This window comes from Pseudomonas sp. OF001 (assembly GCF_904426495.1).
Taxonomy (GTDB): domain Bacteria; phylum Pseudomonadota; class Gammaproteobacteria; order Pseudomonadales; family Pseudomonadaceae; genus Geopseudomonas.
In genome coordinates this window covers 74,073-88,885 of the sequence record NZ_CAJGBM010000002.1, presented here as the reverse complement: position 1 = coordinate 88,885, position 14,813 = coordinate 74,073, and the positions used below count along the sequence as shown (strand labels likewise).

18 protein-coding genes are annotated in these 14,813 nt (G+C 71.1%); 6 read left to right on the top strand and 12 right to left on the bottom strand.

Annotation, left to right across the window (positions count from 1 at the left end; translation table 11 throughout):
- Positions 1 to 27: 27 nt before the first annotated feature.
- Positions 28 to 717 (bottom strand): phosphate regulon transcriptional regulator PhoB, encoded by a 690-nt coding sequence (gene phoB, locus RA210_RS02765; protein WP_136491354.1) that lies wholly within the window; start codon positions 715 to 717, stop codon positions 28 to 30.
- 207 nt (positions 718 to 924) lie between these two features.
- On the opposite strand from phoB, the gene RA210_RS02760 reads away from it, so the two are divergent.
- Entirely contained in the window at positions 925 to 1,314 is a 390-nt protein-coding gene (locus RA210_RS02760; RefSeq protein ID WP_136491353.1) for a COG4315 family predicted lipoprotein, read from the top strand.
- A gap of 36 nt (positions 1,315 to 1,350) precedes the next feature.
- Here the strand turns inward: RA210_RS02760 and ubiA are convergent, their stop codons facing one another.
- Both ubiA and RA210_RS02750 read right to left on the bottom strand, forming a co-directional pair.
- Positions 1,351 to 2,241: a 4-hydroxybenzoate octaprenyltransferase gene (ubiA, locus tag RA210_RS02755; RefSeq protein ID WP_201485316.1), complete on the bottom strand. Its 891-nt coding sequence runs from the start codon at positions 2,239 to 2,241 to the stop codon at positions 1,351 to 1,353.
- A gap of 97 nt (positions 2,242 to 2,338) precedes the next feature.
- Complete coding sequence (locus tag RA210_RS02750) at positions 2,339 to 2,890, bottom strand: chorismate--pyruvate lyase family protein (protein ID WP_442963360.1); 552 nt, start codon at positions 2,888 to 2,890, stop codon at positions 2,339 to 2,341.
- Between the two features lie 230 nt (positions 2,891 to 3,120).
- Between RA210_RS02750 and RA210_RS02745 the strand changes: the two genes are divergently transcribed.
- The 4 genes from RA210_RS02745 (at position 3,121) to RA210_RS02730 (ending at position 4,666) form a co-directional block, all read left to right on the top strand.
- On the top strand, positions 3,121 to 3,393 hold the full coding sequence (locus tag RA210_RS02745; RefSeq protein ID WP_136491350.1) for an HU family DNA-binding protein: 273 nt from the start codon (positions 3,121 to 3,123) through the stop codon (positions 3,391 to 3,393).
- Between the two features lie 83 nt (positions 3,394 to 3,476).
- On the top strand, positions 3,477 to 3,857 hold the full coding sequence (locus RA210_RS02740) for a helicase (RefSeq protein WP_201485314.1): 381 nt from the start codon (positions 3,477 to 3,479) through the stop codon (positions 3,855 to 3,857).
- A gap of 85 nt (positions 3,858 to 3,942) precedes the next feature.
- The gene (crcB, locus tag RA210_RS02735; RefSeq protein ID WP_136491348.1) at positions 3,943 to 4,326 is read left to right on the top strand and encodes a fluoride efflux transporter CrcB; all 384 of its coding nucleotides are present in this window, start codon (positions 3,943 to 3,945) and stop codon (positions 4,324 to 4,326) included.
- A 16-nt stretch (positions 4,327 to 4,342) separates the two neighbouring features.
- Positions 4,343 to 4,666: a DUF190 domain-containing protein gene (locus RA210_RS02730; protein WP_201485313.1), complete on the top strand. Its 324-nt coding sequence runs from the start codon at positions 4,343 to 4,345 to the stop codon at positions 4,664 to 4,666.
- A gap of 68 nt (positions 4,667 to 4,734) precedes the next feature.
- Here RA210_RS02730 and recG read toward each other — a convergent pair whose 3' ends face one another.
- From recG to exbB, 5 genes are all read right to left on the bottom strand, one after another.
- The gene (gene recG / locus RA210_RS02725; protein ID WP_201485312.1) at positions 4,735 to 6,813 is read right to left on the bottom strand and encodes an ATP-dependent DNA helicase RecG; all 2,079 of its coding nucleotides are present in this window, start codon (positions 6,811 to 6,813) and stop codon (positions 4,735 to 4,737) included.
- Positions 6,810 to 7,748 (bottom strand): hydrogen peroxide-inducible genes activator, encoded by a 939-nt coding sequence (locus RA210_RS02720; protein WP_136491345.1) that lies wholly within the window; start codon positions 7,746 to 7,748, stop codon positions 6,810 to 6,812. The genes recG and RA210_RS02720 overlap by 4 nt, the downstream gene beginning before the upstream one ends.
- An 86-nt stretch (positions 7,749 to 7,834) precedes the next feature.
- Positions 7,835 to 8,584 carry an energy transducer TonB gene (locus tag RA210_RS02715; RefSeq protein WP_201485311.1) on the bottom strand — a complete coding sequence of 250 codons (750 nt, stop codon included), beginning with the start codon at positions 8,582 to 8,584 and terminating at the stop codon, positions 7,835 to 7,837.
- Positions 8,581 to 9,006, bottom strand: coding sequence for a TonB system transport protein ExbD (exbD, locus tag RA210_RS02710; protein ID WP_136491860.1), 426 nt, complete (start codon positions 9,004 to 9,006; stop codon positions 8,581 to 8,583). Before exbD ends, RA210_RS02715 begins: the two co-directional genes overlap by 4 nt.
- Positions 9,007 to 9,009: 3 nt before the next feature.
- Complete coding sequence (gene exbB / locus RA210_RS02705; RefSeq protein WP_201485310.1) at positions 9,010 to 9,969, bottom strand: tonB-system energizer ExbB; 960 nt, start codon at positions 9,967 to 9,969, stop codon at positions 9,010 to 9,012.
- A gap of 198 nt (positions 9,970 to 10,167) precedes the next feature.
- Here exbB and RA210_RS02700 point away from each other — a divergent pair, with 198 nt between their 5' ends.
- A complete protein-coding gene (locus RA210_RS02700) occupies positions 10,168 to 11,028 on the top strand; it encodes an SDR family oxidoreductase (RefSeq protein WP_201485309.1) in 861 nt (286 codons plus the stop codon).
- Between the two features lie 7 nt (positions 11,029 to 11,035).
- On the opposite strand, the gene RA210_RS02695 is transcribed toward RA210_RS02700, so the two are convergent.
- The 4 genes from RA210_RS02695 to rpoZ form a co-directional block, all read right to left on the bottom strand.
- Complete coding sequence (locus RA210_RS02695) at positions 11,036 to 11,770, bottom strand: hypothetical protein (RefSeq protein WP_201485308.1); 735 nt, start codon at positions 11,768 to 11,770, stop codon at positions 11,036 to 11,038.
- 68 nt (positions 11,771 to 11,838) lie between these two features.
- Positions 11,839 to 12,219: a RidA family protein gene (locus RA210_RS02690; protein ID WP_136491284.1), complete on the bottom strand. Its 381-nt coding sequence runs from the start codon at positions 12,217 to 12,219 to the stop codon at positions 11,839 to 11,841.
- A 79-nt stretch (positions 12,220 to 12,298) separates the two neighbouring features.
- Entirely contained in the window at positions 12,299 to 14,410 is a 2,112-nt protein-coding gene (gene spoT / locus RA210_RS02685) for a bifunctional GTP diphosphokinase/guanosine-3',5'-bis pyrophosphate 3'-pyrophosphohydrolase (RefSeq protein WP_136491283.1), read from the bottom strand.
- A gap of 59 nt (positions 14,411 to 14,469) precedes the next feature.
- Positions 14,470 to 14,733 (bottom strand): DNA-directed RNA polymerase subunit omega, encoded by a 264-nt coding sequence (rpoZ, locus tag RA210_RS02680; RefSeq protein ID WP_136491282.1) that lies wholly within the window; start codon positions 14,731 to 14,733, stop codon positions 14,470 to 14,472.
- Positions 14,734 to 14,813 lie beyond the last annotated feature (80 nt).

Genomic DNA, 14,813 nt, shown 5'->3' with positions numbered 1-14,813 from the left:
GGCGAAGGCCAGGGCGTGACGCGTGGGTCAGCCCTTGGTGGAGAAACGATAGCCGGTGCCGCGCACGGTCTGCACCAGGTTTTCGCAGCTCTCGCCGAGCGCCTTGCGCAGGCGGCGGATATGCACGTCGACGGTGCGCTCCTCGACGTAGACGTTGCCGCCCCACACCTGGTCGAGCAGCTGGCTGCGCGTGTAGGCGCGCTCCTGGTGGGTCATGAAGAACTGCAGCAGGCGGTACTCGGTGGGTCCCATCTCCGCCGGCTTGCCGTCGATGGTGACGCGGTGGCTGAGCGGGTCGAGCACCAGCGGGCCGACCTCGATCGGCGTCTCGCCGTCGCTGGCGCCGGCGCGGCGCAGCACCGCCTTGAGCCGGGCGACCAGCTCGCGCGGCGAGAACGGCTTGGTGATGTAGTCGTCGGCGCCGACCTCGAGGCCCTGGATCTTGTTGTCCTCCTCGCCCTTGGCGGTGAGCATGATGATCGGCGTGCCGGCGGTCAGCTCGTCGCGCTTGAGGCGGCGGGCCAGCTCGATGCCGGAGGTGCCGGGCAGCATCCAGTCGAGGAGGATCAGGTCGGGCTTGCGGTCGACGATCAGCGCGTGGGCCTGCTGGCTGTTCTCCGCTTCGAGGCACTCGTAGCCGGCCATTTCCAGGGCGACGGCGATCATCTCGCGAATCGGTGCTTCGTCGTCAACGATGAGGATGGATTTGCCAACCATGGGACTGTCTCTGTGATTCCGTGGCGATGCCGGCATTACATAACGGAATTATTGCAGCGATGTTACATGGCGGCGGCGAAGGGGCCGGCGGGCAGCTTCGGCTATGCTGCAAGGGCTCGCCGGCGCCTGCCGGCAGCCGGTGCCTGGCGTGCCGTCCGCCTGTCCTCGCGGTCGCCGGGTCCTCCCATCCCACCGAGGAGAGCCGCGATGCTCAGAATCCCTCCACCCCTGCTGGCGCTGGCCGGCGGCGCCCTGCTTGCGCTGCTCGGCCAGGCCCAGGCGGCCGAACCGGCGATGGTCAAGGACGGCATGCTGGTCGACGCCCGGAGCATGACCCTGTACACCTACGACAAGGACAGCCCCGGCCAGTCGATGTGCAACGATACCTGCGCGACCAACTGGCCGCCGCTGGTGGCCACCGCCGATGCCCAGGGCGACGACGACTGGAGCACGCTGCAGCGCGCCGACGGCAGCTGGCAGTGGGCCTACTACGGCAAGCCGCTGTACACCTTCATCCAGGACCAGAAGCCGGGCGACATGCTCGGCGAGGGCAAGATGGGCGTCTGGCACGTCGCCCGCCCGGCCGCCGGCCAGTAGCCGGGCGGCGGTACCCCGCCGGCGTGCCGGCGGGGGTCAGCGCAGGGCGTAGTCGGCGATGGTGCCGGCGAGGATCGCCAGACCGGCCCAGTGGTTGTGCAGGAAGGCGCGGAAGCAGGCCTGGCCATCTCCCGTGCGGGTGCTCCAGTACTCCCAGGCGAAGCAGCCGGCGGCCACCGCCAGGCCGAGGTGGAACCAGCCGCCCAGCCCGAAGCGCGCCGCGGCGAGCAGCAGGCACAGCAGGCTGAGGCCCTGGAGGATGGCGATGATCGGGCGGTCGGCCTCGCCGAACAGGATGGCGGTCGACTTCACGCCGATCTTCAGGTCGTCGTCGCGATCGGTGATCGCGTAGTAGGTGTCGTAGGCCACCGTCCACAGCAGGTTGGCCAGGTACAGCAGGGCCGCCGCCGCCGGCAGGCTGCCGGCCTCGGCGGTGAAGGTCATCAGGATGCCCCACGAGTAGGCCGCGCCGAGCACCACCTGCGGGTAGTAGGTGTGGCGCTTCATGAACGGGTAGAGCGCGGCCAGCGCCACCGCGCCGAACGACAGCCACACGGTGGTCGCGTTGGTCAGCAGCACCAGGGCGAAGGCCACCGCCATCAGCACGGCGAAGGTCGCCAGCGCCTCGCGCGGAGTCATCCGCCCGCTGGCCAGCGGGCGCGCGCGGGTGCGCTCGACGTGGCCGTCGAAGCGGCGGTCGGCGAAGTCGTTGATCGCGCAGCCGGCCGAGCGGGTCAGCACCACGCCGAGGGAGAAGATCAGCAGGTTGGCCAGCGACGGCACGCCCTCGGCGGCGATCCACAGCGCGGTGAGGGTCGGCCACAGCAGCAGGTAGATGCCGATCGGCCGGTTCAGCCGGGTCAGGTCGATGAAGTCCTGGGCGCGCGGGTGCAGGCGCGCCAGGGGCTTGAGCAGGGAGAGGGACATCGCGGGCCTCCGGAGTCAAAACCGCCGGCCGCCGCTGCCGCGCATTCGGCCGGTGCAAAGCGGGGCAGTATACGGCGTGGCGCTCCCCCGGGGCGCCTCAGTTGCGCGTCGTGGCGTCGGCCTGCCACAGCGCCGGCAGGAACACCTCGGCGACCAGCACGCCCAGCGCGCCCTGGCAGAACAGCGAGCGGCGCCCCCACAGGCCGTCCGCGCGCACCGCCGGCGGCAGCAGCACCGCCGGGTAGCGGCAGACCTCGATCGGCTGGCGGGTGAAGGCCGGGTCGCGGAACAGCAGGTGGCCCAGCGAGGTGCTGCCGAGGCTGTCGAGGGCGAAGGGCTGCGCCTCCAGGGCGCTGCGCGCCGCCACGCTGCGGGCGAACACCCAGGCCTGCCCGGCGCCGTGCAGGTAGACCTCGCGCACCCAGCCCTCGCTGCCGGGCGCCACGCCGAGGGCGGCGCATTCGTCGTCGCGCAGGATCTGCCAGCCCTCGACCAGCGGCTCGACGGCGAAGCGGCCGGCGCCGAGTTCGGTGAGGCGGCGGGTCAGCGAGCCCGGCTCGTTGAGCCAGTCGAGCTCGCGGGCGGCGGGGGCGGGATGCAGCAGGTCGGGGGCCAGCCATCGCGGGCTGGCGCAGGCAGTCTGGGACACGGCAGGGCACGGCAGCGGAAAACCAGCGGCGAGTCTAGCACGCGGCTCCGCCGCGGACCTCCGGCGTCGCGATCTACGACCAATGGCCGGTGCCGGCGTGCCTTCGGGGTCTGGCGCCGCTCCGGCGGGCATGCCATCCTTCGACCGTCCGCCGCGCGCCGGGGCCTGTCCGGCCGGCGTCATGCAGCGCGCGGCCTTGCCACAACAAGAACAATTCACACGAGGCATCTATGCGCAAACCGGAACTCGCTGCCGCCGTCGCGGAAAAGACCGACCTCAGCAAGGAAGAGGCCAACCGCGTCCTCAACGCCGTGCTCGAGCAGATCACCGACGCGCTGAACCGCCAGGACAGCGTCACCCTGGTCGGCTTCGGTACCTTCCTGCAGCGCCACCGCGGCGCCCGCATGGGCAAGAACCCGCAGACCGGCGAACCCGTGAAGATCCGCGCCTGCAACACCGTGTCCTTCAAGCCGGGCAAGGCGCTGCGGGAAGCGATCAACTGAGCCCTGCGCCCCGGGGCATGCTCCCGGGGCGCTGCCATCGCGCTAGAATTCCGGCTCCCCTGCGTGACTCGCGAGGTGTCGCTGTGAAATTCCGCCTGCTCCTCTGGCTGCTCGGTCGTCTGCTGGCCGGCGCCAGCCGCCGCAACCCCGAATTCCGCCAGCAACTGGTCGACCGCGACCTGGTGTTCCAGCTGCAGACCCAGGACGGCCGCATCGCCCGCCACTTCGTCGTCAGGGACCAGCGCATCCGCAGCGCAGCCGGCACGGTGTCCCAGCCCGCCTTCAGCATCGCCTTCCGCAACGCCGCCTACGGCTTCGCCGCCCTGACCGCCGACAATCGCCAGCTGGCCTTCATGCAGGGCATCCAGAACAAGGACATCCAGATCAGCGGCAATCCGGCGCTGGTGCTGTGGTTCCAGGGGCTGACCCAACTGCTCGGGCCGCAGAAGAAGCAGGCGGCGTGAGCGCTGCTGTTCCTGCACGCGCGCGCCTCGTCCGTCGGTGCCGTTGCGTGGCGAGCCGACCAGCCGACCATGGAGAGCTGCAAGCATGATCCGATCCCTGCTGGCCATCGCCGTGGGCGCATCGCTGGGCGCGATCCTGCGCTGGGGGCTTGGCACCGCCTTCAACGCGCTGTTTCCGACCATCCCGCCCGGCACCTGGCTGGCCAACATGCTGGGCGGCTACCTGATCGGCGTGGCGCTGGCCCTGTTCGGCCAGCACCCCGGCTGGGCTCCCGAGTGGCGCCTGCTGGTGATCACCGGCTTCCTCGGCGGGCTGACCACCTTCTCGACCTTTTCCGCCGAGGTCGCCACACTGATCCAGCAGGGCCGGCTGCTGTGGGCCGGGGCCGCCATCTCGGCGCACGTCGTCGGCTCGCTGCTCATGACGCTGCTCGGTCTGGCGACCGTGGCGCTGTTCAAGACCGCCTGACCGGGAGGACGATCGCATGCAGGGCTATCAACTGACCTTCTTCACGCAGCAGGATCGCCGGCACGGCGGCTTGCCGCTGGGCGAGTGGCTGATGCAGGAGGCGCGCAGGCTCGGTGTCCGCGGCGCCACCCTGGTCGCCGCCGCCGAAGGCTTCGGCCATGCGGGCCGGCTGCACTCGGCGCGCTTCTTCGAACTGGCCGACCAGCCCATCGAGGTGACGATGGCGCTCACCGCAAGCGAGGCCGAGCAGCTGTTCCAGCGTCTGCGCGAAGAGAAGATCGACGTGTTCTACGTGAAGACGCCGATCGAGTTCGGCATGAGCGGCGACGGCAGCCCCTGAAAACGCTTCATTTCCCCGCGAACGGGCCGCGATAGCGGCCGCTATCGTGTTTTCCGCCCCGGCCGGCCTCACACCTGCCCGTACTGCTGCCCGTGCCTGAGCCAGCGCTCGAGCAGCGGGCTGACGTGCTGCGGCCAGCGCGCCAGCAGGGTCTGCGCGGCTTCGCGCACCTCGGGCAAGAGGTCGGAATCGCGCAGCAGGTCGGCGACCTTGAACTGCAGCAGGCCGGTCTGGCGGGTGCCGAGCATCTCGCCGGGGCCGCGCAGCTCCAGGTCCTTCTCGGCGATGACGAAGCCGTCGCTGGTCTCGCGCATGATCGCCAGGCGCTCGCGGCCCAGGTGCGACAGCGGCGCATGGTAGAGCAGCACGCAGTGGCTGACCGCGCTGCCGCGGCCGACCCGGCCGCGCAGCTGGTGCAGCTGCGACAGGCCGAGGCGCTCGGGGTTCTCGATGATCATCAGGCTGGCGTTGGGCACGTCGACGCCGACCTCGATCACCGTGGTGGCGACCAGCAGCTGCAGTTCGCCGGCCTTGAACTGCTCCATCACCGCGGCCTTCTCGGCCGGTTTCATGCGGCCGTGGATCAGGCCGACGCGCAGCTCGCCGAGGGCGGCGGACAGTTCCTCGAAGGTGCTCTGCGCCGCCTGACAGGTCAGCTCCTCGGATTCCTCGATCAGCGTGCACACCCAGTAGGCCTGGCGGCCCTCCAGGCAGGCGGCGCGCACCCGCTCGACCACTTCCAGGCGCCGGCTGTCGGCGATCACCAGGGTGGTCACCGGGGTGCGCCCGGGCGGCAGCTCGTCGAGGATCGAGGTGTCGAGGTCGGCGTAGGCGCTCATCGCCAGGGTGCGCGGGATGGGCGTGGCGGTCATGATCAGCTGGTGCGGACAGAGGCGGCCGTCGACGCCCTTCTGGCGCAGCGCCAGGCGCTGCTGCACGCCGAAGCGGTGCTGCTCGTCGATGATCGCCAGGGCCAGGTTCCTGAACTGCACCTCGTCCTGGAACAGCGCGTGGGTGCCGACCACCATTGGCGCGCCGGCGGCGATGCGCGCAAGCGCCGCAGCGCGCGCCTTGCCCTTGAGCTTGCCTGCCAGCCAGGCGACCTCGATGCCCAGCGGCGCCAGCCACTTGCCGAAGTTGAGGAAGTGCTGCTCGGCGAGGATCTCGGTGGGCGCCATCAGCGCCACCTGGTAGCCGGCCTCGATGGCCTGCAGGGCGGCCAGCGCGGCGACCACGGTCTTGCCGGCGCCGACATCGCCCTGCACCAGGCGCAGCATCGGCGCGGCCTGCGCCAGGTCCCAGGCGATCTCGGCGGCGACCCGCTGCTGCGCGCCGGTGGGGGCGAAGCCGAGCCCGGCGAGGAACTGCGCCGGCAGGCGCACGGCCTTGGGCAGCGGCGGCGCCTGCTGGGCGCGGATGCTCTCGCGCAGGCGCTGCAGCGACAGCTGGTGGGTCAAGAGCTCCTCGAAGGCCAGGCGGTGCTGCGCCCAGTGGCGGCCCTCGGCGAGCTCCTCCAGATCGGCGTCCGGCGGCGGGCGGTGCAGGTAGCGGATGGCGTCGGCCAGCGGCGCCAATTGGTACTGGCGGGCCAGCTCGGTCGGCAGCCAGTCGGGCAGGCTGCGCCCGTCGAGGGCGTGCAGCGCCTGCTGGCTGAGGGCGCGCAGGCGCTGCTGGGTGAGGCCCTCGGTGCTCGGATAGATCGGCGTGAGGCTCTGCTCGACCCGCCCGGATGGCTCGTCGGCGCCGAGGGCGCGGTATTCGGGGTGGTAGATCTCCAGGCCGGTGGCGCCGGGGCGCACCTCGCCGTAGCAGCGCAGGTGGGTGCCGCGCTTGAGACCGTCCTTCTGCGCCTGGCTGAAGTGGAAGAAGCGCAGGCTGAGGGTGCCGGTGGCGTCCTGCAGGCGCACCAGCAGGCTGCGCCGGCGGCCCATGGTCACCTCGGCGCCGCTGACCACGCCTTCCACCACGGCGTCGCCGCCCGGGCGCAGGGCGGCGATCGGGGTGACCCGGGTGCGGTCCTGGTAGCGCAGCGGCAGGTGGAACAGCACGTCCTGCAGGGTCTCCAGACCGACCCTGGCGAGCTTCTCGGCCAGCGCCGGACCGACGCCCTTGAGCGTGGTGACGGCGACGCGCGCCAGTTCGGTCATGCCGGCTGGGCCGCCTGCGCCCCTTGCGGCGGGTGGCTCAGCGAGCACAGGCGCACGGCGTCGACCAGCACGTCGATGGCCTTGGGCCGCGGGAAGCTGGCGCGCCAGGCGATGGCCACGCTGCGGTAGGGCACCGGCGGGCTGAGCGGGCGGATGGCGATCACCCCCGGCGCGTAGTGGTGGCTGTCCACCGCGGTGAACGGCAGCACCGACACGCCGAGGCCCGAGGCGACCATGTGGCGGATGGTTTCCAGCGAGCTGGACTCGACGGTGGTGTGCGGGTGCGCCTCGCTGCCCTTGCGGGTGGTCGGGCAGGCTTCCAGCACCTGGTCGCGGAAGCAGTGGCCCTCGCCGAGCAGCAGCAGGCTCTTGTCGTTGAGCATCTCGGCATCGATGCTGGCCCGCGCGGTCCACGGGTGCTCGGCGGGCATCACCACGTAGAACGGCTCGTCGTACAGCGGCTTGGTCAGCACGTCAGCTTCCTGGAACGGCAGGGCGATGATGATCGCGTCCAGCTCGCCGGTGCGCAGCTTGTCGCGCAGCACGTGGGTGAAGTTTTCCTCGATGTACAGCGGCATGTCGGGGGCGATCTTGTGCAGCTGCGGGATCAGGTGGGGGAACAGGTAGGGGCCGACGGTGTAGATGGCGCCGACCTTGAGCGGGGCGGCCAGCTGGTTCTTGCCGGCCTGGGCCAGTTCGCGGATGCCCTGGGCCTGCTCGAGGACCTTCTGCGCCTGGGCGACGATGCCCTCGCCGACCGGGGTCAGGCGCACCGCGCTCTTGCTGCGCTCGAAGATCAGTACACCCAGCTCGTCCTCGAGCTTCTTCACGCCGACCGACAGGGTCGGCTGGCTGACGTGGCAACGCTCGGCGGCGCGGCCGAAGTGCTGTTCCTGGGCAAGGGTGACGATATAGCGCAGTTCCGTGAGTGTCATAGCGAATATCCATTGAGATGCCCCCAAGCATAGCGGCTGTCTTCAATGGAACCAACCGCCCGCGGCAAGGCGGGCGGCTGGCGCTTTCAGCGGCGCTCCAGCGAGTAGACGAAGGGCGCCACCACCTCGAGGCGGCCATCGCGCAGCAGCTCGGCCGGCGGCGCCGGCAGCGGCTGGGCGCGGCGGATCATCTGCAGGGTGGCGCGGTCCAGGCTGGCGCTGCCGGACTTGCCGGCCAGTTCGAAACTCAGCACCTTGCCCTGGCCGTCGACCACGAAGCGCAGCCTGACCACGCCCTCCTGGCCGCGCCGGCGCGCATCGTCGGGATAGCGCTTGTGGCGGTTGAGATGGGCGAGCAGGCGGCTCTGCCAGCTGGCCTTGGCCTGGGACGGCGCCGGGCTGCCGGCCTGCGGACTCGGCTGGGCGGCCGGCCTGGCGTCCGGGGCGGGCACGCTGCTCTCGACCGGCGCGGGGTTCGGCGGGGTCGGCAGCGGCGGCTGCGGCCTGGGCTCGGGTCTGGGTTCCGGCTTGGGCTTGGGCGGCTGCGGGCGCGGTTTGGGCGGTGGCGGCGGCAGGGCCAGCCTGGGCTTGGGCGCCTCGATCACCCTGGGCTGCGGCGGCGGCTCGGGGGCGCGCACCGGCTCGGGCGGCGGTGGCGGTGCGGCCGGCGGGGCCGGAGGTGCCGGCGGCAGCTCGATGAGCATGGCCGGCGGCGGCAGTTCGACCGGCGCGGCCTGCGGCTGCCAGTACAGCGACCAGGCGGCCACGCCGACGTGGGCGCCGAGCACCAGCAGCAGGCTGAGGCCCCAGCGGGGCAGGCTGCGCGCGCGGCTCATGGGCGGCCGACCGTTTCCAGGCCGACCAGGCCGATCTTCAGGTAGCCGGCGCCGCGCAGCAGGTCCATCACTTCCATCAGGCGGGCGTAGTCGACCTCCTGGTCACCGCGGATGAAGATGGTCTGCTCCTTGTCGCCGCCGGTCTGGCGGTCCAGGGCGGCGCCGAGCTGCTCGGCGAGCACCGCGTCGTTGCCCAGGTGCAGGCTGCGGTCCTCCTTGATGCTCAGGTACACCGGCTGCTCGGGGCGCGGCTGCGGCGTGGCGCTGGAGGCGGGCAGGTCGACCTTGACGTCGACGGTGGCCAGCGGCGCGGCGACCATGAAGATGATCAGCAGCACCAGCATCACGTCGATGAACGGGGTGACGTTGATCTCGTGGGATTCCTGCAGCTCGTCGCTGCCCTCGTTGAGGTGCATGCCCATGGCTCAGCCCACCTTGACCACGTGCGGGGTGGCGGCGCTGCGCGGCGCGGCGGCCGGCGGCTGGCGGTCGAGGTCGCGGCTGACCAGCAGCAGCACCTGGGCGGAGATGTCGGCGACCTGCGCCTTGTAGCCGGCGATCGAGCGGGCGAACACGTTGTAGATCACCACTGCGGGGATCGCCGCGACCAGGCCGAGGGCGGTGGCCAGCAGGGCCTCGGCGATGCCGGGGGCGACCACCGCGAGGTTGGTGGTCTGCGACTTGGCGATGCCGATGAAGCTGTTCATGATGCCCCACACGGTGCCGAACAGGCCGACGAACGGCGAGGTGGAGCCGATGGTGGCCAGCACTCCGGTGCCGGTGCTCATCTTGCGCCCGCTGGCGGCGACCAGACGCTCGAGGCGGAAGCTGACGCGCTCCTTGATGCCTTCCTTCTCGGTGAGGTTGGCCGACAGGCGCAGCTCGTCCTGGGCGTCCTCGATCAGCAGCGCGCTGAAGCTGTGTCTGGCGTGGGCCTGCTCGGCGGCCTCGTCGAGGCTGCGCAGGCCCTTGAGGTCGGCCAGCTCGCCGCGCAGGCGGCGGCGCGCGCCGAGCAGCTCGAGGCCCTTGGCCAGCCAGATGGTCCAGGTCACCACCGAGGCCAGCAGCAGGCCGATCATCACCCCCTTCACCACCACGTCGGCGCCCTGGTACATGCCCCAGGGCGACAGGTCGTGGACCGGGGCGGCGGCCGCCTCGACCGCGGCCTCGACCGGGCCGGCCTGCGGGGCTGCAGCGGCGACCGGCGCGGGGCTGGCGGCTGCCGGTGCGGCGGCGGCTGCGCTGGCGGTCGCCGCTGGGGCCGGCTGTTCGGCGAGCGCGACCGGCGCCAGCAGCAGGCCGGCGAGCAGCGCGGCCATGGCCGGCAGGCGGCGCACGCGGGAAGAGAGCAGGGTGGGCGAGGGGGAGGCGGTGGGTGCGTTCATGCGGGCCGGACCTGTCGATGGATAGGGGGAGCGGGCGCCGCCAGGACCGGCGCGCAGGAGTCAGGGCGACATTATTGCAAATGTTTCTTGTTTGTAAATCATTATGCGTGGTTTTGCGGGCGCAGCCTGCGGCAATCCGGCCTGCCGCGACAGCGCTCTGCCGCGCTATCCTCGGCGCTTTTCCCCCGGAGGATCGCGATGTCCGTTTCCCCTAGCGTGGTGATCGCCGGCTGCGGCGATGTCGGCAGTCGCCTCGGCCTGCAGCTGCAGGCGGCGGGCTGGTCGGTGTACGGCCTGCGCCGCGACGTCGCGGCGCTGCCGGCGGGCCTGCTGCCGCTGGCCGCCGACCTGCTGCAGGCCGACTGCCCGGCGCAGTGGCCGGCCAGCGCGCCGGACTACCTGGTGTACTGCTCCACCCCGGCCAGCTCCGAGGAGAGCGCCTACCGCGCCACCTACGTCGACGGCCTACGTCACGTGCTGGGCTGGCTGGAACAGCGCGGCCAGCGCCCGCGGCGCCTGCTGTTCGTCTCCAGCACCGGGGTGTACGGCCAGCAGGATGGCGAGTGGGTCGACGAGAGCTCGCCCTGCCAGCCGGCGAGCTGGTCGGGGCGGGTGCTGCTGGAGGCCGAGGCGCTGGCGCTGGGCGGCGGCCTGCCCGCCAGCGTGGTGCGCCTGGCCGGCATCTACGGTCCGGGGCGGCGCTGGCTGCTCAGCCAGGTGCGCGCCGGCTACCGGGTGGCCAGCGCGCCGCCGCTGTACGGCAACCGCATACATGCCGACGATGCCGCCGGCCTGCTCGCCTGCCTGCTGCAGGCCGACGCCCGCGGGGTGGCGCTGGAGGCGGTGTATCTGGGGGTGGACGACGAGCCGGCGCCGCTGGCCGAGGTGGTCGCCTGGCTGCGCGAGCGCCTGGGGGTGAGCCACTGGGCGGCGGAGTCGGCCAGCCGGCGCGCCGGCAGCAAGCGCTGCAGCAACGCGCGGGCCCGCGCCCTGGGCTGGGTGCCGCGCTACCCGAGCTGGCGCGAGGGCTACGCGGCGCTGCTGGACGCCGGCGAGTAGCGCGGCCTCAGTCGCGCTCGAGCAGCCAGGCGCGGCGGCCGGGGCGGTACTGCGGCAGCTCCTGGTGCAGCGCCTGGTTGTCGGCGACGAAGATGCTCAGCTCGTCGCCCTCCAGGCGGAACAGCCATTCGCGGCCCTGCTCGGCGTTCTGCAGCCAGAGCAGCTCGTGCTCATCGCTGCGCGTCGCGCAGTCGCCGGACAGGCACAGGGCGTACTGCTCGACGCCGGGCAGGCCCTCGACGCGGCCGTCCGGGTGGAAGCGCACCTGGCCGTCGCGGCCGTCGCCCTCGCGGATCGCCCAGTCGCCGCCGAGCAGGGCGGCGTACAGCGCCTGCTCGAAGGTCTGGCCGGGCAGCTCGTCGTCGGCCGCGGCGGTGGCGACGAAACGCTGCTCGGGGGCGCTGGCGCTGGGCTGCTGGACCAGCTCGTCGCCGTCGAGGACGAGGCTTTCCTGCAGGTCGCGGTTGAAGGTCACCTGCCAGCGTCGCTCGGCGCTGCCGGCCAGGTGGCCCTCGGCGACGTCGACGCCGTTGCTCGACCAGGCGGTGTGACGCTGCGGGGCGAAGCGCCATTCCAGGGTGGGGCCGTAGGCCAGCAGGGCCTCGCGCAGGCGGCCGTTGTCGCTGGCGGCGTCGATGGCGTTCTGGTTGATCCAGGTCCCGGCGATGTCGTCCGGGCCGCTGGCGCAGCCGCCGAGCAGGGCGCTGCACAGCAGCAGGGTCAGGGGAAGGGCATGGCGCATGCGGGCGTCCTTTCCGGAAGGGTGCGGGGGCGCGGGGGGCCGCGGCGGCGGGCGCCGCGGCCGGGGCATCAGCCGAGGACCAGGATGCCGTCCATTTCCACCTGGGCGCCGCGCGGCAGGGCAGCCACGCCGATGGCGGCGCGCGCCGGGTACGGCTGCTGGAAGTAGCGGCCCATCACCTCGTTGACGGTGGCGAAGTTGCCCAGGTCGGTGAGGAAGATGTTCAGCTTGACGATGTCGGCCAGCGAGCCGCCGGCGGCTTCGCAGACCGCCTTGAGGTTCTCGAACACCTGCACGGCCTGGGCCTCGAAGCCCTCGACCAGCTGCATGCTGGCCGGGTCCAGCGGGATCTGCCCGGACAGGTAGACGGTGTTGCCGGCCTTGATCGCCTGGGAGTAGGTGCCGATGGCGGCGGGGGCCTTGTCGCTGCTGATGACGCTCTTGCTCATGGGAGCTCCTTGCGGGCTGTGAATGGCAGGCGCCGGGGGCGGCGCCCTGCGTTGGGAAAGCGGGCGGCGGCGGGCCGCCTCAGGCGCGCAGACGGGTGATGTGGCTGACGCCCTTGATGGTGCGCAGGCGCTTGATCACCCGCGCCAGGTGCACGCGGTTGTGCACGCTGACCACCAGCTGGACCACGCTGATGCGGCCGTCGCGCTCGTCCATGCTGATCTTCTCGATGTTGCCGTCGGCGCTGGCCACCGCGGTGGCCAGCAGGGCGATCAGGCCGCGCTGGTGCTCCAGCTCGACGCGCAGCTCGACGTTGAACTCGCCGGTGACGTCCTTGGCCCAGGACAGCGGGATGCACTTGTCCGGGTTGTGGCGGAATTCGCTGATGTTGCGGCAGTTGTCGAGGTGGATGACCATGCCCTTGCCGGCCGACAGGTGGCCGACGATGGGGTCGCCGGGGATCGGCGTGCAGCACTTGGCGTAGCTGATCACCAGGCCCTCGGTGCCGCGGATCGCCAGCGGGCCCTCGTGGCCGGGCATCTGCTCGCTGCCTTCCTCGGCCAGCAGGCGGCGCGCCACCACGTAGGCCATGCGGTTGCCCAGGCCGATGTCCTCGAGCAGGTCGTCGAGCTGCTCGAGCTGGTACTCGGCGAGCACCGCGGCGATGCGCTCGGCGGCGAGCCTCTCCAGGCGGCTGTCGAAGCCGGCCAGCGCCTTGTTCAGCAGGCGCTCGCCGAGGCTGACCGACTCCGAGCGGCGCTGCTGCTTGAGCGAGTGGCGGATGTGGGTACGCGCCTTGCCGGTGACCACGAAGTTGAGCCAGGCCGGGTTGGGCCGCGCGCCGGGGGCGGTGACGATCTCCACCGTGGCGCCGCTCTGCAGCTGTTCGGACAGCGGCGCCAGGCGGCGGTTGATGCGGCAGGCGATGCAGCTGTTGCCGACGTCGGTGTGCACCGCGTAGGCGAAGTCGACCGCGGTCGAGCCCTTGGGCAGCTCCATGATCCGCCCCTTGGGGGTGAACACGTAGACCTCGTCGGGGAACAGGTCGATCTTGACGTTCTCGATGAACTCCAGCGAGTTGCCGGCGCGCTGCTGCAGCTCGAGGATGCCCTTGACCCACTGGCGGGCGCGCTCGTGGGTACCGCGCGGGCTCTGCTCGTCGCTGGACTTGTACAGCCAGTGCGCGGCGATGCCGAAGTTGGCCATCTCCTCCATCTCGCGGGTGCGGATCTGGATCTCGATGGGCACGCCGTGCATGCCGAACAGGGTGGTGTGCAGCGACTGGTAGCCGTTGGCCTTGGGGATCGCGATGTAGTCCTTGAAGCGCCCGGGGAACGGTTTGTACAGGCTGTGCACCGCGCCGAGCACGCGGTAGCAGGTGTCGACCTTGTCGACGATGATGCGGAAGGCGTAGACGTCCATGATCTCGTTGAACGCCCGGCGCTTGCCGCGCATCTTCTGGTAGATGCTGTAGAGGTGTTTCTCGCGGCCCTTGACCTCGCCGTCCAGGCCCTCCTGGGCCAGGCAGTTGACCAGCGACTGCTGGATCTTGCCGACGATCTCGCGGCGGTTGCCGCGGGCGCGGCGCACCGCCTGCTTGATGCGCTCGGCGCGCATCGGGTGCATGGCCCTGAAGCCCAGATCCTCGAACTCGGCGAAGGTGTTGTGCATGCCGAGGCGGTTGGCGATCGGCGCGTAGATCTCCAGGGTTTCCTTGGCGATGCGCCGGCTCTTCTCATGCGGCATGGCGTCCAGCGTGCGCATGTTGTGCAGGCGGTCGGCCAGCTTGACGAGGATCACGCGGATGTCGCGGGCCATGGCCATGGCCATCTTCTGGAAGTTCTCGGCCTGCGCCTCGGCCTTGGTCTGGAAGTCCATCTGGGTCAGCTTGCTGACCCCGTCGACCAGCTCGGCGACGGTGCTGCCGAACTGCGCGCTGAGGGCATCCTTGGGGATGCCGGTGTCCTCGATGACGTCGTGCAGCATGGCGGCCATCAGGCTCTGATGGTCCATGTGCATGTCGGCGAGGATGCAGGCCACCGCCAGCGGGTGGGTGACGTAGGCCTCGCCGCTGCGCCGGCGCTGGCCGTCGTGGGCCTGCTCGGCGTAGTAGTAGGCGCGGCGGACCAGATTGACCTGGTCCGGCGTGAGGTAATTGCTGAGGCGGTCGGCGAGGGCGTCTATGCTGGCCAAAGTATTACTCCAGACCGGTCAGTGCCGGTGATTCAGGCGCGCGACGTCGACCCGGCAATTCAGATCTCCTCGCTGCCGTTTTCCTCGAAGGCGGCGAACAGCGGAGTCTCCTCGACGATGTCTTCCTGCTGCACCACTTCATGGTCGACCAGGCCTTCGGCGATTTCGCGCAGGGCCACCACGGTCGGCTTGTCGTTTTCCCAGGCCACCTTCGGCTCCTTGCCGCCGGTCGCCAGCTGGCGGGCGCGCTTGCTGGCGAGCATGACCAGTTCAAAACGGTTATCGACGTTGTCCAGGCAGTCTTCAACAGTGACGCGGGCCATGGTGTTCCTCGTGATTCAACGGCTGGGCCCGGCAGTCGCCGGGCGGATTGGATAGTCTAAAAAATCGCCAATGGTTAGGG

Excerpts from the sequence above, each read along its gene's own strand:
- phoB (WP_136491354.1), bottom strand. The coding sequence starts at position 717 with ATGGTTGGCAAATCCATCCTCATCGTTGACGACGAAGCACCGATTCGC.
- RA210_RS02760 (WP_136491353.1), top strand. The coding sequence starts at position 925 with ATGCTCAGAATCCCTCCACCCCTGCTGGCGCTGGCCGGCGGCGCCCTG.
- ubiA (WP_201485316.1), bottom strand. The coding sequence starts at position 2,241 with ATGTCCCTCTCCCTGCTCAAGCCCCTGGCGCGCCTGCACCCGCGCGCC.
- RA210_RS02745 (WP_136491350.1), top strand. The coding sequence starts at position 3,121 with ATGCGCAAACCGGAACTCGCTGCCGCCGTCGCGGAAAAGACCGACCTC.
- crcB (WP_136491348.1), top strand. The coding sequence starts at position 3,943 with ATGATCCGATCCCTGCTGGCCATCGCCGTGGGCGCATCGCTGGGCGCG.
- RA210_RS02730 (WP_201485313.1), top strand. The coding sequence starts at position 4,343 with ATGCAGGGCTATCAACTGACCTTCTTCACGCAGCAGGATCGCCGGCAC.
- recG (WP_201485312.1), bottom strand. The coding sequence starts at position 6,813 with ATGACCGAACTGGCGCGCGTCGCCGTCACCACGCTCAAGGGCGTCGGT.
- RA210_RS02720 (WP_136491345.1), bottom strand. The coding sequence starts at position 7,748 with ATGACACTCACGGAACTGCGCTATATCGTCACCCTTGCCCAGGAACAG.
- RA210_RS02715 (WP_201485311.1), bottom strand. The coding sequence starts at position 8,584 with ATGAGCCGCGCGCGCAGCCTGCCCCGCTGGGGCCTCAGCCTGCTGCTG.
- exbD (WP_136491860.1), bottom strand. The coding sequence starts at position 9,006 with ATGGGCATGCACCTCAACGAGGGCAGCGACGAGCTGCAGGAATCCCAC.
- exbB (WP_201485310.1), bottom strand. The coding sequence starts at position 9,969 with ATGAACGCACCCACCGCCTCCCCCTCGCCCACCCTGCTCTCTTCCCGC.
- RA210_RS02700 (WP_201485309.1), top strand. The coding sequence starts at position 10,168 with ATGTCCGTTTCCCCTAGCGTGGTGATCGCCGGCTGCGGCGATGTCGGC.
- RA210_RS02695 (WP_201485308.1), bottom strand. The coding sequence starts at position 11,770 with ATGCGCCATGCCCTTCCCCTGACCCTGCTGCTGTGCAGCGCCCTGCTC.
- RA210_RS02690 (WP_136491284.1), bottom strand. The coding sequence starts at position 12,219 with ATGAGCAAGAGCGTCATCAGCAGCGACAAGGCCCCCGCCGCCATCGGC.
- rpoZ (WP_136491282.1), bottom strand. The coding sequence starts at position 14,733 with ATGGCCCGCGTCACTGTTGAAGACTGCCTGGACAACGTCGATAACCGT.